This window comes from Mycobacterium persicum, from assembly GCF_002086675.1.
Classification (GTDB): domain Bacteria; phylum Actinomycetota; class Actinomycetes; order Mycobacteriales; family Mycobacteriaceae; genus Mycobacterium; species Mycobacterium persicum.
Window position 1 is genome coordinate 12910 of record NZ_MVIF01000031.1, and the last position, 14873, is coordinate 27782.

The 14873-nt window shown below is 68.1% G+C and carries 11 protein-coding genes; 4 read left to right on the plus strand and 7 right to left on the minus strand.

The genetic code is table 11. From position 1 onward, the window contains the following. Positions 1 to 83: 83 nt before the first annotated feature. Complete coding sequence (locus BST40_RS12230; protein WP_075548049.1) at positions 84 to 629, minus strand: nuclear transport factor 2 family protein; 546 nt, start codon at positions 627 to 629, stop codon at positions 84 to 86. Here BST40_RS12230 and BST40_RS30090 point away from each other — a divergent pair. Then, a complete protein-coding gene (locus BST40_RS30090) occupies positions 628 to 795 on the plus strand; it encodes a hypothetical protein (protein WP_158006364.1) in 168 nt (55 codons plus the stop codon). The genes BST40_RS12230 and BST40_RS30090 overlap by 2 nt on opposite strands. 109 nt (positions 796 to 904) lie before the next feature. On the opposite strand, the gene BST40_RS12240 is transcribed toward BST40_RS30090, so the two are convergent. From BST40_RS12240 to hrcA, 3 genes are read right to left on the minus strand one after another with little or no spacing between them, the layout of a single operon-like run. Beyond that, complete coding sequence (locus BST40_RS12240) at positions 905 to 1651, minus strand: 16S rRNA (uracil(1498)-N(3))-methyltransferase (protein WP_075548050.1); 747 nt, start codon at positions 1649 to 1651, stop codon at positions 905 to 907. 18 nt (positions 1652 to 1669) lie between these two features. Continuing rightward, entirely contained in the window at positions 1670 to 2818 is a 1149-nt protein-coding gene (gene dnaJ, locus BST40_RS12245) for a molecular chaperone DnaJ (RefSeq protein ID WP_075548051.1), read from the minus strand. A gap of 59 nt (positions 2819 to 2877) precedes the next feature. Continuing rightward, positions 2878 to 3909, minus strand: coding sequence for a heat-inducible transcriptional repressor HrcA (gene hrcA / locus BST40_RS12250; protein WP_075548052.1), 1032 nt, complete (start codon positions 3907 to 3909; stop codon positions 2878 to 2880). Between the two features lie 216 nt (positions 3910 to 4125). Between hrcA and BST40_RS12255 the strand changes: the two genes are divergently transcribed. The 3 genes from BST40_RS12255 (at position 4126) to BST40_RS12265 (ending at position 6020) form a co-directional block, all read left to right on the plus strand. Beyond that, positions 4126 to 4440 (plus strand): type II toxin-antitoxin system VapB family antitoxin, encoded by a 315-nt coding sequence (locus BST40_RS12255; RefSeq protein ID WP_075548053.1) that lies wholly within the window; start codon positions 4126 to 4128, stop codon positions 4438 to 4440. Between the two features lie 105 nt (positions 4441 to 4545). Then, positions 4546 to 5142, plus strand: coding sequence for a carboxymuconolactone decarboxylase family protein (locus BST40_RS12260; protein WP_075548054.1), 597 nt, complete (start codon positions 4546 to 4548; stop codon positions 5140 to 5142). Beyond that, positions 5139 to 6020, plus strand: a complete 882-nt coding sequence (locus BST40_RS12265) for a sigma-70 family RNA polymerase sigma factor (protein WP_075548055.1) — start codon at positions 5139 to 5141, stop codon at positions 6018 to 6020. The genes BST40_RS12260 and BST40_RS12265 overlap by 4 nt, the downstream gene beginning before the upstream one ends. A gap of 6 nt (positions 6021 to 6026) precedes the next feature. Here the strand turns inward: BST40_RS12265 and BST40_RS12270 are convergent, their stop codons facing one another. The 3 genes from BST40_RS12270 to BST40_RS12280 form a co-directional block, all read right to left on the minus strand. Further along, positions 6027 to 6542 (minus strand): MTB12 family secreted protein, encoded by a 516-nt coding sequence (locus BST40_RS12270; RefSeq protein ID WP_075548056.1) that lies wholly within the window; start codon positions 6540 to 6542, stop codon positions 6027 to 6029. A 228-nt stretch (positions 6543 to 6770) separates the two neighbouring features. Continuing rightward, complete coding sequence (locus BST40_RS12275) at positions 6771 to 10274, minus strand: non-ribosomal peptide synthetase (RefSeq protein WP_083154386.1); 3504 nt, start codon at positions 10272 to 10274, stop codon at positions 6771 to 6773. Positions 10275 to 10308: 34 nt separating this feature from the next. Continuing rightward, complete coding sequence (locus tag BST40_RS12280; RefSeq protein WP_075548058.1) at positions 10309 to 14862, minus strand: non-ribosomal peptide synthetase; 4554 nt, start codon at positions 14860 to 14862, stop codon at positions 10309 to 10311. Between the last annotated feature and the right edge of the window lie 11 nt (positions 14863 to 14873).

Below are 14873 nucleotides of genomic sequence, written 5' to 3' on the forward strand. Positions count from 1 at the left end.
ATGCCCACTAGTCGGGGGAATACACACCCCACTGCTGCCCGTGGTCCACGTAACGGCGGGTCAATTCCTGGCGCGCCACCGGTTCACGCGGGGCGTAGCAGCGTGTTGGCGGGCAGGTCCTTGTCCAGGACCTTGTGCGCTTGGGCCACGCCGGTGACCGGCAGCAGGTCCTCGGGCAGCAGCCCGACCTGCACCAGCAGCGAGGCCTGATCCCAATAAATCCGTTCGTAGGCGACTTTTGGTTCCCGGGAGTCCGGGTCGACCTCGAATCCCATCACGACGACGACGGGCAGCATTACCGCGCGGCCGGTGGGCGCCACGTTGGGCAAAAAGGTCGGCATCGCGATGTCGTGCGTGAACGACATGATCATCTCGTCGACGACACGATCGGCGCCGACGGTACGACAGACCGGGATGATGCTGGTGTCTTCGGGCCAGTGCCCGATGAAGTACTGGCCGTAGAACTCGGCCACCCCGGCGGCGCCGACACCGCCCATCATGGTGGGCACATGGTTGACGTAGGGATCGGCGGTCATCGTCGCCATGGTCGCGGCGAGGTTCTTGGCGACGAACTCGTGAGCGACGTGTTCGTCGAAGATTGCACCCAGGTCGCGCGGAGTATGGGTCATGGGGCACGCTCCTTTCGCACCCGAGAGTCCCACGCCGGCAACGGTGCTGCGGGAAAATCGCCGGCTCGACGCCGTGTCAGCTCTGAAGGTGGTGGAGCTGCCCGATCACGGCGACGTCCTCAACGCCGGGGTCGGCGTGGCGGTTCTTGGGTGTCAACGGGATTGAACTTGAGCCCGGATTCGATGTGGACACTGCCGAGAAGTTGATGTACGAGAGCGCAGCTCGTGCGCTGCCAGGCCAGACGGTGACCGGTCACGCGAGTGCCAGTGCGGGCTTAGTCCCAGCGCGGGGTCAGCACTCCGAGCGCGCCCAGCGCCACCGCGGCCGCGGTCGATGTCCGCAACACCGTCGGGCCCAGCCGGACCGCGACGGCTCCGGCGCCGGTCAGCGCGTCGATCTCCGCCGGCGCGATACCGCCTTCGGGGCCAACCAGGAGCAGCAGTGAATCCGCTTGCGCCACAACGCTATCGGCAAGACGGTTGGTCGCCGACTCATGTAGCGCCAGCACCATCGCACCGCGGGCCACCTCGTCACGGACGCGCACGGTCAACGCGGCCGTGGACAGCGGGCCGTCGACCGGCGGGATATAGGCCCGCCGTGCTTGCCGCGCCGCGGAACGCGCGACCGCTCGCCACCGGCGCAGACCCTTGTCGACGCGCGCACCGTTCCAGCTCGCCACGCAGCGCGCCGCCTGCCACGCCACGAACGCGTCCGCGCCGGCCTCGGTGGCCAGTTCGATCGCCAGTTCGGAACGCTCGGACTTGGGCAGGGCCTGCACCACCGTCACCGCCGGCCGGGCCGGCACGGCGCGCCAACGCTCCAGCACCCGGGCGGCCAGGCCGTCGCGTCCGGCCCGCTCCACCCGGCAGCGGGCCAGGTCGCCCTCGCCGTCGCCGAGCACCACCTCCTCGCCGGGACGGATCCGCCGCACGGTGGCGGCGTGAAAACCCTCGTCTCCGTCCACCACGGCCAGCGCGCCGGTGTCGGGCAGCGCGTCGACATAGAACAGCGTCGCCACCATGTGCGCGCCGCCTACCGGCTAGCGCCCGGTGAAGGTTTCGCGCAGCCGACTGAACAGCCCGCCGCCGGCGCCGTGCGCCGACCGTACCTCGGCCACGTCGCGGCTTCGGCGGTTCTTGAACTCGCGCAACAGCTCGGCGTCGTGGTGGTCCAGCCGGGTGGGGACCACCACCTCGACGTGGACGTGCAGGTCTCCGCGACTATTGGAGCGCAGGTGCGGCATCCCGCGGCCCCGCAGTGTAATGACCGAACCCGGTTGGGTCCCCGGCGGAACGACGATCTCGCTGTGGCCGTCCAGGATGGCATCCAGGGTTACGGTGACGCCCAGCGCCGCGTCGGCCATCGGCACCGACACCGTGCAGTGCAGGTCGTCGCCCTCACGCGCGAAGATGTCATGGGCCTGCTCGTGGACCTCGACGTAGAGGTCGCCCGCCGGCCCTCCCCCGGGACCGACTTCGCCTTGCGCGGCCAGACGCACCCGCATGCCGTCGCCGACACCGGCGGGAATCTTGACGGTGATCTCGCGGCGTGCCCGCACCCGGCCGTCGCCCATGCACTGATGGCAGGGGTCGGGAATGACCACCCCGACACCGCGGCAGGTGGGGCACGGGCGCGACGTCAGCATCTGCCCGAGCAACGAACGCTGGACGGTCTGCACCTCGCCGCGGCCACCGCAGGTGTCGCAGGGCACCGGCGCGGAATCGCCGTGGGTGCCCTTGCCCTGGCAGCGGTCACAGAGCACCGCGGTATCGACGGTGACCTGTTTGGTGACACCGGTCGCGCATTCCTCGAGGTCCAGCCGCATGCGCAGCAGCGAGTCCGAACCCGGGCGAACGCGGCCGATCGGGCCGCGCGACGCTGAACCGCCGCCGAAGCCGCCACCGAAGAACGCCTCGAAGACGTCGCCCAGGCCGCCGAAGCCGGCGAACCCGGAGGCCGACGCGCCGGCGGTTTCCAGCGGATCCCCGCCCAGGTCAACGATCCGGCGTTTTTCGGGGTCGCTCAACACTTCGTAGGCGACGCTGATCTCTTTGAACTTCGCCTGCGCCGCCTCGTCGGGATTGACATCGGGATGCAGTTCTCGGGCCAGCTTGCGATATGCGCGTTTGATCTCTGTTTCGCTGGCGCCCTTGCTGACGCCGAGCAGCCCGTAGTAATCGCGTGCCACGATTGACCTTCCTGTGCCGCCCTAAGCGGCTGTCCACAACCTCTGCAGCGGGTGCGCGATCATCGAGCACCCAGCACTTCGCCGATATACATGGCAACCGCGGCGACACTGGCGATAGTTCCCGGGTAGTCCATCCGGGTCGGCCCCAGCACACCCATGCCGCCGTAGACGGTGTCGTTGGAGCCGTAGGCGGTGCTCACCATCGAGGTCCCGACCATCTGCTCGACCTCCGTCTCATGGCCGATGCGCACCGTCACCTTGCCAGCTTCCTGCTGTGCCGCCAACAGCCGCAGCACCACCACCTGCTCCTCGAGCGCCTCCAGGATGGAGCGCAGCGACCCACCAAAGTCCGCGGCGTTGCGGGTCAGGTTGGCGGTGCCGCCCATGAGCAGCCGCTCCTCGGTGTGTTCCACCAACGACTCCAGCAACACCGTGGCCGAGCGGCCGACCGCGTCGCCCAAACCGCCGGCACCGCTCAGCTGGCCGGCTAGGTCGGCCACCGCGATGGAGGCCGCCGAAAGCTTCTTGCCTTCCAGCGCCTGCCCGAGCAGCTCGCGCAGCTGGGACAGTTGGTGGTCGTCGATGACGTCGCCAAGTTCTACGATGCGCTGGTCCACCCGCCCGGAGTCGGTGATCACCACCATCAACAGCCGCGCCGGAGTCAGCGCGATCACTTCCAGGTGGCGGACGGTAGAGCTCGACAGCGTCGGGTACTGCACCACCGCGACCTGCCGGGTCAGCTGCGCCAGCAGCCGCACCGCCCGGCGCAGCACGTCGTCGAGATCGACGCCGGAGGCCAAGAAGCTCTGAATCGCCCGCCGCTCCGCCTTGGACAGTGGCTTCACGTCGTCGAGGCGGTCGACGAACTCCCGGTATCCCTTCTCCGTGGGCACCCGCCCGGAGCTGGTGTGCGGCTGGGTGATGTATCCCTCGGCTTCCAACACCGCCATGTCGTTGCGGATCGTGGCGCTGGACACCCCCAGGTTGTGACGCTCTACCAGGGATTTCGAGCCGATCGGTTCCTGGGTGGCGACGAAGTCGGCGACAATGGCGCGCAGTACCTCGAAGCGGCGCTCGTCCGCGCTTGCCATCGACTGTCACCTCCTTTGCGCCCGGTCGGCCGGGTTCATTTTACGGTCTCGGAAGTATCCGAATGTCCAGCTGTGGAATAGCACCGCGTCACCGGGGCGGCGCCGGCCGGCGCATTCGGCAGATTCGGTGGAGGTCTGCTTCCACGGCGCCTTTGCGGCTAGCCTGTTCGGCATGATCATGTGCGGCTCCCACGGCGCGTCAGCGACGGTCCGCCAATGATTTTCAAGGGCGTGCGGGACGGTAAGCCGTATCCCGACCACGGGTTGTCGTATCGGGATTGGTCACAGATTCCGCCGCAACAGATACGCCTCGACGAGCTGGTCACCACGACCACGGTGCTCGCCTTGGACCGATTGCTGTCGGAGGATTCCACGTTCTACGGCGACCTCTTCCCGCACGCCGTGAAGTGGCGCGGGGTGACGTATCTCGAGGACGGCTTGCACCGGGCGGTGCGGGCGGCGCTGCGGAACCGGACGGTGCTGCATGCGCGGGTGTTCGACATGGACATGCAGCCGGGCCGCCCGAACTAAGCTCGCTTGCCGCACGTGCCGCCGCCGGATGCGGATCGGCCGGTCACATTCCGATGCCGTCAGGTGTCGATCTAAGAAAGACCACCAATCCGTGAGGAGCACACCATGTCCCGCCTTATCGGGGTCGGTGATCGCGACGCCTTCCCGGCCGCCAAAATCGCCTTCTTCTTCACCAGGCGCAAGCTGGCGAAGATGACCGGACTGCAAACAGCCGCCATGATGGAGCCCCTGCGGTTGTACGCCCATATTCCGAGATTGCTCAGCGCCTACGGCGGCCTCGAGCAGGCCGAATCGAAACTGGATATGCTCAGCCCCCGGGTGCGGGCCCTGGCCGAACTGAAGGCGGCGACGACCGTGGGCTGCGAATACTGCATCGACCTGGGCTCACAGATCGCCCGCGGCCTCGGGCTCGGCGACCAGGAACTGCTGGCGCTGGCCGACTTCGAGCGGGCCACCTGTTTCTCCGACGTCGACAAGCTGGTGCTGCGGTACGCCACGGCGATCAGCCGCACCCCCGTCGAGGTCAGCGACGAGCTGTTCGAGGCGTTACGCGCGCACTTCGACACGCCTCAACTCGTCGCGCTCACCCACATCGTCACCCTGGGCAATCTGCGTGCCCGGTTCAATATCGCGCTGGGCATTCAGGCTTCAGGTTTCTCGGGTAACCGGGTGTGCGCGCTGCCCGACACCACGACACGATGACGGCCGACCCGACGCTGACCGCGCGTTTCGAGGCGGCCCGGCCGCAGCTGGGCGCACTGGCCTACCGGATGCTGGGCTCGGTGGACGACGCGCAGGACGCGGTCCAGGAAGCCTGGTTGCGACTCGGCGCCGGCACGGATCGGGCCGTCGGCATCAACAACCTCGACGCGTGGCTGACCACCGTGGTGGCCCGGATCTGCCTGAACATGCTGCGCGACCGCCACGGCCAGGGCCGCGAGGAGCTGGTCGAGCGGCTGCCGGATCCGATCGTGGACCCGGTCGGCGAATTCGACCCGGAGCACCGGGCGATGCTGGCCGATGCGGTGGGCCTGGCGCTGTTCGTCGTGCTGAATACGCTCCCCCCGGCGGAGCGGCTGGCCTTGGTGCTGCACGACGTGTTCGCCGTCCCGTTCGAGCAGATCGCGTCCATCCTCGAGCGCTCGCCGGAGGCTGCTCGCAAACTGGCCAGTCGGGCGCGGCGACGCATCGAGCGCGCCGACGCCGTTCCCGACCGCGACATCGCTGCGCAGCGCCGGCTCGTCGACGCCTTCTTCGCGGCGGGACGCAGCGGTGACTTCGACCGGCTGGTGTCGCTGCTCGACCCCGGCGTCGTGTTACGCGGCGATCTGGGACCCGGAGCCGTCCGCTCGGCGCACGGAGCTTCGGCCGTGGCCGCACTGGCCCGCAGCCAAGCGGCACCCGAACGCGAGGTGCGACCCGCGACCGTCAACGGCGCGGCCGGCGCGGTCGTCTTCATCGCCGGCCGCCCCGCCGCGGTCATGGGCTTCCTGGTGCGCAACGCAAGGATCGCCGCGATCGACGTGCTGGCCGATCCGCAGCGCATCGCCAAGCTCGATCTGGGCGCGCTGAACAGCTAGGACGGGTCAGTGTCCCGCGGCCTGCAGCAGTTCCATGGCCGAGCTGCGCGACAGCATCCAGCTGCCCTGGTTGACGAACGTGACGTTCTGCGTGACCGGCGACGTCAGCTTGGGGCCGGAAACGGCAACGTCGGCCGTGGCAGTCCCGGCACCGGTTGACTGGATGTTGGACACGGCGAACGACAACGGCAGGTCCCCGTTCTTGGCGGCCTTCTTCAGCTCGTGGTCGGCCAGGCGCGCCTCGGTCCCGCCGATACCCCCCTCGACCAGGTCGCTCTTGTTCGCGAACGAGACGCTGGGATCGGCAAGGCTGTTGAGCAGGCTGGTCAGTTGAGCGGCGGTCGGCAGGTTTGCGGCCGGGGCGGGGTCCTGCGGCATCGGCGCTCCGAAGACCACCGGCTGGACCTGGCTTACCGCCAGGCTCTCGGATGCGACAGACGTCACACCCGCGGCGGCAGCTCCGATTGCGGCCACGGCGGTCGCGCCGGTGATCAGCCTTTTCACGGATTTCGCGGTGTACATAGTGTGTTTCCCCCTTCGATTGGTGCACAACACGACGAGCATCGCCGGTCAGCCTCGTACTGCAGTATGCACTGATCTGTCGTTGAGCAGACGGTCTGCGTTACAGACAGGCTACATGTGGAAAGTGTGGCGAGTCTGTGACGACGCTGTGCGACCGGCATGGATTCGCTCACCAACTCTCCGGACCACGGTCCGGCGGACCGGCAGACCGGCGTGCCGAGTGGAAATTCAGCCCTGAGCCAGCACCTCCTCATCGGTCAACGCCGCGACGTCGAGATAGTGCCGGGCGACCAGGTCCAGGCGCCGCGGCGTGCCGCGCTGAGCCTCCCGTTCTGCCAGCCGCTCGGCCAAACCGGCCACCGTCCGGGACGCAAACAGGTCGGCGACCACGGCATGATCGGTTTCCAGCCAGTCACGCACCCGCGCGATCAGCGTGGTGGCCAACACCGAGTCACCGCCCAGCGCGAAGAAATCTTGCTGTACGCCAACCGAATCCACACCAAGTACCTCCGCAGCGATGTCGGCGAGGGCCGCCTCCAGATCGTTGCGTGCGGCGCTGTGCGCGGGCGCGCTGTCCGCGGGGTGCGGTTGCAGCAGCGCGGCCACGGCGCGGCGATCCAACTTGCCGTTGGGCGTGAGCGGGAGTTGTTCGAAGAACACGATGCGGGTGGGAATCATGTAGCCGGGCAACAGCTTCGCGATCGCCGCGGAGAGGTCGCCGGCCGGCTGCGGATCACCCGCGACCGCGGCGACGAGCTTGGGGGCGCTGGCGCCGACGACGGCGGCGACGGCATGGCGCACCCCCGGCAGCGTCCGTAACGCGCTCTCCACCTCGCCGAGTTCGACCCGGTAGCCGTGTATTTGCACCTGATGGTCTGCCCGGCCGAGGAATTCGATGGTTCCGTCGGGCCAGTATCGGGCCATATCACCGGTCCGGTACCAGCGGAGACCGTCGTGCTCGACGAACCGTTGCGCGGTGCGTTGCGGGTCGTTGCGGTAACCGGCGGCGACATTGGCGCCGCCGACCCATAATTCGCCGGGGACCCAGTCGAGGCAATCGCGGCCCGACGGCGCAACGATCCGGCAGCGGACGTTGCGCAGCGGTCGCCCGAACGGCACCGTCGTCCAGTGCACCGGCGGTTCGCCGGCCACCTCGCAGATGGTGTGATGGATGGCGGTCTCGGTTGCTCCGCCCAGACCGGAGAACCGGCATCCAGGCACCTGCCGTGCCAGCCGGCGAGCCAGGTCGGCACCCACCCAGTCGCCACCGAGGGTGACCGCCCGCAGCGAACGGCCCAGTTGGTGGCCGCCGAGCTCCAAGATCATGTCGAGCATGCTGGGCACACAGTTGAGCATCGAAACCCGATGGCGGCGGATCAATTCCACCCATGTCGTGGCCGCCGCCTGCTGCTCGGTATCGACGGCGACCAATGAGCCACCGACGGAGAACATGCCGAAGATGTCGTAAACGGAAGCGTCAAACTCGAGTGCCGACAGCGCGAGCACTCGATCGGTGCCGCGCACCGCGAACCAGTCGTTGACGGCGTCGATCGTGTTCATCGCCGCGCCGTGGGACACCTCGACGCCTTTGGGCAGACCCGTCGACCCGGACGTGAAGATCACGTAGGCGATCTCGGTGGTGTCGGGGAAGACGGCCTCCAGCAACGGGTTTGGGTGGTTGCGTGCCGCGTCGATGGGCAGGCACGTGATCGCGGAGCCCAGGTCGGCGCCGTCGACGGTCAGCGCCGCGACGGCATCGGCGGTCTGAAGAATCTTGGCACGTCGGGCATCCGGCTGGTCGAAGCCGATCGGCACATACGTGGCGCCGGCGGCGAGCACGCCGAGCACTGCGGCGACCTGATCGCGTCCCTTGGGCAATTGGACGGCGACCGCCTCACCGCGTCGGACCCCGTGGGCGTGCAGCGCCCCGGCGACGGCCAGCGACTGCGTGCGAAGTTCCCGGTAGCTCCAGGCGCCGTCGGCGTTGCCCAGACCCCACACCACCGCGGGCGCGTCCGGATTCATCGCGGCCTGCTCGAAGAAGCCTTGATGCAAGCATCGCCGGCTGACCGGGCCGTCGGTTGCGTTGATCGCGGCACGCACCGTTGCCTGCGTGCTGGGCAACTGCACCACCGCGTCGGCGTCCCAACCCGCATCACCGCGGGCGAGCCGATCGACAGCCTGACGAAACCAGCTGAACATCGCCTCGATCAGTCCCGGCGGGAACGCCGACTCCCGCACGTCCCAGTTGACCAGCAGCCCGCCGCGCAGCTCGGTCACCTGAGCGTCCAGCAGCACCTGAGGTCCCTGCGAAATGATCCACACCGGCTCGCCGAAGGTCTGGATCACCGTGTCGGCGAACAGTTCCCCGAGATCGAGCGCACTGGTGAACACCACCGGCGCCAACATCGCCTCACCGTGGTATCGACCCAGATCGCGCAGCACCTCCAGCCCGGAATAGGCGGCGTGCGAGGCACTCTCGTACATCCGGTGTTGAATGTCTGCGGCCCGGGCGGCAACCGACACGTTTTCGGCGACATCGACCTCGAGCATCACCGACGAGGTGAAGTCACCGATGACCCGGTCGATGTCGGGGTGCACCGACTCACGGTGAAACAGCGGCACATTCAGCAGAAATCGGCTCTGCGCCGACCAGCCGCCGATGGTGTCGGCGAAGAGCGCCGCCAGCGCCATGGCCGGGGTGACGCCGCGGGCGTGAGCCCCGGCCATCAGTTTCTGCTTGGCATCCGGCGCCAGCCAGTGGTGGTAGCGGACCGTGCGATGAGCTGCCCGACGGCTCCCCACCGGCACGGTCGGCAGCTCGGGTGCACCGGGCATCTGGGCCAGCCGCCGCTGCCACCACTGACGATCCCGCTCCCGCGCGGCGTCGTCCGGTTGCCGCTCGGTGCGATAACGGCGGTAGCTGTACCCGGGCGCCGAAACCGCGGCCCCCCGGTACAGCTCGGCCAGGTCCGACATCAGCACCCGGTAGCTCATCGCGTCACCGGCGAGCATGTCGATGTCCAGGTGTAGCCGGTGGCGATTCTCGCCGTACCGGGTCAGCGTGATGTCAACGACCTGACCGTCTTCGATTCCCAGTCGTTGGTGGGTCTTGAGCTCGCGCAGCTCCGCCAGTGCCGATTCCACCTGCGCGGAACTGTGTCCGCGAAGATCGACCAGGGTCAGCACCGGCCGGTCCGGCCTGGGCATCGTTTGCTGAGTCCCGTCGGGCAGGAATCTGGTGCGAAGCATCGGATGGGTTGCGACGAGCTGGGACGCGGCGCGTTGCAGGCGGTCCGGATCAATTGCCGGTCCGGCTGCCGGTCCGTCGAATTCGGCATAGAGGTGCGCGGCGACACCGCCGAGCTCCTGCTCGTCGGATCGACCGATCCAGTACGCGTGCTGCATGCCGGCCAACGGGAACGGCGCTTCGTCGGTGGCCTCGGCCTCGTCGGGCGCGACGGCCGCCGCCGCTGCGGGGCTCGGCGCCGGGTCCCCGCCGAGCAGGGCATACCACGAATCCACCGTCGGCGCGGCCGCAAGTTGGGCAAAGGTGATGTCGGCGCCGCGCTTGCGCCAGCCTCCTGCCAGGCCCATCATCCGGATGGAGTTCAGGCCCAGTTGGATGAGATCGTCGTGATCAGCGAGATCGCTTGCGGGACAACCTAGCTCTGCCGCGATCGCCGACCTGATTTCGTCCTTGCTGATCCAGTTGTCTCCGGGCGGCTCCATACCAATCCTTTCTCGGCGTGCCGGGTGGTGCGCGTCAGGCCGCGGTGTCCAGGGTGGCTGCCAGGAGCGCGATTCCGCGCTGCCACAAATGCGTCAGGTGATCGATATCGGCGGGTGCGAACAGCGCATCGCTCCAGCGCCAGTTGCTGATCAGTTGGGTGCCCTCCGGTGTCGTGGCCACGAACGCGCTGAGGTTCACCGCGAACCGCAACGGCAGATCCGGCTCGGGATCGTCCGGCAGCGCATCGAGGTACGGCCCGGTCAGCAGGGACCACGGTTGATCGGGGACACCACCGAGGTCCAGACGGCCCAGATAGCTGAACTGGATCTGCGGCTCGGCCGCGTCCTGCAGTTCCGGAACCAGGTTCACGTAACGAAGCAGACCGTAATCCAAACCGTCGTTCGGGATTGCGCCAAGATGGGCGACGACCGATTCGACCAGGCGGTGAGCTGCTGTCGAATCACGCTCGGCCTGCTCGATTTCCACCGCGGCCGAACCGGCTCCGAGTCGCACCGGGTATGCACAGGTGAACCACCCGACGGTGTTCGTGGTGTCGGTGTCCAGAACGGCATCAGCGCGCCCATGTCCCTCCAGCGCCACCAGCGCGCCCGCCGCCGGATCCTGCGCACGACCACGGCGCCAACTTGCGATAGCCATCGTGGCTGCGGCCAAAAGAAATTCGCGTACGCCCTGGTTTCGCTTGACCGCGGCAAGTATTCGTCCGGTGACTTCAGCGGGTGTCACCACCCGGGTGACCCGCAGCGTGGACCAGGTGTCGCGGGCCGGGTCCGGCGGCCGCACGCCCAGTGCCGGATCGGGTTGGCGGACCTGTCGCGCCCAGTACTCGCGTTGGGCCCGCGCCTCGGGTGCTGCGGCCCGGTGCCACATCAACTCACACCAGCTGCGGTACGAGGTGAACTCCGGCAGCATTTTCGGCGACGCACCCCCGTTGAGTGAACGCCACGCCTCGACGAGATCACCCAACAGGATGTGCCAGGACACCACGTCGACCGCCAGGTGGTGCGCGGTGAGCAGCAGCGCATCTCCCGGGCCCGGGTCCCCGCCACCGCCGGAAAACCAGACGGCCCGTACCATCGCACCGGCGCGGGGGTCGATCCGGTCCATTACGCCACGGGCGCAGCGACTTATGGCCGCGACCAATTCGGCGTCGGTCGGTTCCGGCAGCGGTATCCGGGTGAGGATGTCGCCGGCGCGGACCACGCCGGGTTCGCGAGTGACCAGCCGCGGCCCGGCGGGAGTGTCGATCAGGATCGAGCGAAAGGTGTCGTGGCCGTCGAGCAGCAACTGCAACATCAGCTCTACGGTCGGACCGTCGATATCGGCTGGTAGCCGGAGCAAGACGGTATGGGTGAAGCGCCGAAAATTGCCGTGCTCGTAGAGCCAGGACACCATCGGCAGCGGCAGCACCTCACCGTATTCGGCCTGCCCGACGGTGGTGTCCGGGTCGACCGCCGTGTCGACGGCGGCGGCAAGTTGGCGAATGGTCGGCGCGGTCAACACCATTCGCGGGCTGAGGTTGATACCACGGCGTCGCGCCTTGTGCACCAACGAGATCGCCACAATGCTGTCCAGCCCGAACAGGAAAAGGTCGTCGTCGAGGTGCGGCACCGCACCGTTGAACTGGTCTTCGAGGATTTCACACAGCGCCCGCTCGGTATTGGTGCGCGCCGCCGGCGATTCCTGGCCACCCACGGCCGAGAGGGTTGTCTCCGCCAGCCGCTCCAATGCCTGGCAGTCCAGCTTGCCGTTGGCGTTGACCGGCAGCCGCGGCATTGTCACGACCCGGACCGGAACCATGTACGAGGGCAGCCGTTCGGTCAGCGCGGTACGCAGCCGGATCACGTCACCGTCAGCAGCTTGTTGCCACACAACAAAAGCCACCAGCATCGTGCCGCCCTGGCGGCGCAGCACCGAAACCGCCGCGTCGTGCACCCCGGGGTGGTCACGCAAAGCGGCTTCGATCTCGTCGATCTCGACCCGGTAGCCGCGGATCTTGACCTGGGTGTCGCTGCGTCCCAGGTAGGCGTATCCGCCATGCGGCAGGCGACGCACCAAATCACCGGTGCGGTACATGCGTTGTCCGGGGCGGAACGGGTCCGCCACAAACCGGGCGGCGGTCAGCGCCGGCCGGTCCACGTAGCCGCGGGTCAGTTGCGCGCCGGACAGGTACAGCTCGCCCACCACACCGGTGGGTACCATCCGCAACGCCGAATCCAAGACATAGCCCAGGGTTCCGGTGTTGGCCGTACCGATCGTCGGCGCCGGGTATTCGTCGACGGGGGCCACCACCGCCTCGACCGTCATTTCGGTGGGGCCGTAACAGTTGTATACCGCGGTCGGCGCCAGCGAGCGCAAGCTCTGCCACAACGCGGCGTCGATCGCCTCCCCACCCAGCGCCAGCACCGACAGGCCATAGTCCAGCAGGCCGGCGGCACGCAGCTGCACCCACATGGACGGCGTGGTGTCGATCATGTCGATCTCGTGCGCGGCAAGGCCTTTCACCACCCGGTCGGCGTCACGCATCTCCTCGGCGTCGAACAGATGCAGGGCATGACCGTCCAGCAGTCCGACCATGGGCTGCCACGACGCGTCGAAGCTCAACGACCACGCATGCGCGATGCACAGCGGACGGCCCAGGCGCCTGACCGCCGGCCGGTAGACGCGTTCGCGGTGGTCGGCGAAATACGCGACCAGCGCGGCATTGGTGCCGATCACGCCCTTGGGTTCACCGGTGGAGCCAGACGTGAAGATGACGTACGCACAGTGCCCGGGATCGCGGTGAACTGGCGGCGGCGCGGGCTGGCGGCGCGAAACGCGTTGGGCTACCACCGGATCGTTGATGACCAAGGTGGGGATCGCCGCCCCGGCCAGCTGGGAGCTGCCGGCTTCGGTGATGGCGACCACCGGCTTGGCTTGACGCACAATCGATTCGATACGAGCGGCCGGCAGGCTGGTATCAACCGGCAGGTAGGCCCCGCCGGCGGCGAGCACGGCCAGGATCGCGACCAGGGATTGGGTCGAGCGGGGCAACAGCAGCGCCACGACCGTTTCCGGGCCGACGCCGTGGTCGGCCAGCTCCGCCGCCAATCGGCATGCCGCGGCGTGTAGTTCGGCATAGGTGTAGCGATCGCCGCGGCATGTGGTCAACGCCTGGGCATCTGGTGTGGCGGACGCCTGTTGCTCGAAGATCTCCCACACCGTACCGTCCGGGGTGGTTGCCGGATGCGTTGCAAGTTGCTCGAATTCGGCATGCTCGGCCGCGGTGAGGACGTCGAGCGCGTCGGGAGTGGCGTCGCCGATATCGGGCAGTTGCCGCAGCACGCCGAGTAGTCGCTCGCAGACCTGTGCCGCGGGAAGATGCGGCAACGCATCACGAATCGCCTCGACAACCACCACCAACGCGTCGTCTCTGAGGTGCGAGGCCACCGTCAACGGGTAGTGCGTCAGACTGTCCATGTCGACCGGGCGAAAACACGCCCCGTCGGGAGTGGTCACCGGCCGGATCGCATGCTCGACGGGCGCGTTCTCGAAAACGAACAGGCTGTCGAACAAGGCTCCGCGCCCGTGCGCCCGTTGCAGTTCCGACAGACTCAGATAACCGATGTCGCGCATCGCCGACGACTCACGCTGCAGCCGCGCACAGTGTTCGACCACCGACGCGGCGCCGCTGACCTGGTGTACGACCGGCACGGTGTTGATGAACAGCCCGACCATGCCCTCCACCCCGGTCAGCTGCTGCGGACGGCCGGAGACGACGGCGCCGAACACGACGTCACGACGGTCGGTGAGCCTGCTGAGCAGCACCGCCCACGCGAACAGCACCGCGGTGTTCAGCGTTAGACCGTTGCGCCCTGCCCAGTTTCGCAGCCGGCTGGTATCGGCGGCCGGCAGCAGCAGTTCAGCCTTTTCCGGGACGGCGTCGCGCGCGGCGAGCGTGCCGTCGGCCACCATCAGTGGTCCCGAGACGCCGCGCAGGTACTCGGTCCACCGGGTCATGGTCGCCTCGGTGTCCTGCCGTGCCAGCCAGCTGATGTAGTCGCGATACGGGCGCGGCTTGGCCAGCCCTGCCGGCGATCCGCCGGCCCGGTACACCGCCAGCATCTCGGTGAAGAACACCCCGAGCGACCAGCCGTCCATCAGGATGTGGTGGGCGGTGAAGATCAGCCGGCGCCCGGTCTCACCGGGGGCCGAAAGCAGGATAATGCGCAACGCCGGGCCCCGGCTCAGGTCGAACGGGCGGCGTCGTTCGGACCGCGCGATGGAATCGAATTCTGTTGGGAGCGCTATGCGTTCGACCCACGGCAGCTCGGCCCGAGCGGGCACGATCTGCACCGGCTTGGGAACATCGCGGTCCCAGAAGACGGCCCGCAGGTTCGGGTGCCGGTCCAGCATGGCTGCGGCGCTGCGGCGCAGCAGCTCGGCGTCCACCGGTCCGTCGATGTCGACCCGCAACTGCATGGTGTAGTGGTCGAGGCCGTCCGCGGCCAGCCGGGACAAGGCGAACAGTCCTTGCTGGAGGGGGCTGAGCGCGAGAACGTCCTCGATCTGCGGCGAAGCAATGGTCACGATTTCCTGAC

Bases quoted from the DNA above. Each gene is read 5' to 3' on its own strand.
- BST40_RS12230 (WP_075548049.1), bottom strand. From the start codon at position 629: ATGACCCATACTCCGCGCGACCTGGGTGCAATCTTCGACGAACACGTC.
- BST40_RS30090 (WP_158006364.1), top strand. From the start codon at position 628: ATGGGGCACGCTCCTTTCGCACCCGAGAGTCCCACGCCGGCAACGGTG.
- BST40_RS12265 (WP_075548055.1), top strand. From the start codon at position 5,139: ATGACGGCCGACCCGACGCTGACCGCGCGTTTCGAGGCGGCCCGGCCG.
- BST40_RS12260 (WP_075548054.1), top strand. From the start codon at position 4,546: ATGTCCCGCCTTATCGGGGTCGGTGATCGCGACGCCTTCCCGGCCGCC.
- hrcA (WP_075548052.1), bottom strand. From the start codon at position 3,909: ATGGCAAGCGCGGACGAGCGCCGCTTCGAGGTACTGCGCGCCATTGTC.
- BST40_RS12275 (WP_083154386.1), bottom strand. From the start codon at position 10,274: ATGGAGCCGCCCGGAGACAACTGGATCAGCAAGGACGAAATCAGGTCG.
- BST40_RS12255 (WP_075548053.1), top strand. From the start codon at position 4,126: ATGATTTTCAAGGGCGTGCGGGACGGTAAGCCGTATCCCGACCACGGG.
- BST40_RS12270 (WP_075548056.1), bottom strand. From the start codon at position 6,542: ATGTACACCGCGAAATCCGTGAAAAGGCTGATCACCGGCGCGACCGCC.
- BST40_RS12240 (WP_075548050.1), bottom strand. From the start codon at position 1,651: ATGGTGGCGACGCTGTTCTATGTCGACGCGCTGCCCGACACCGGCGCG.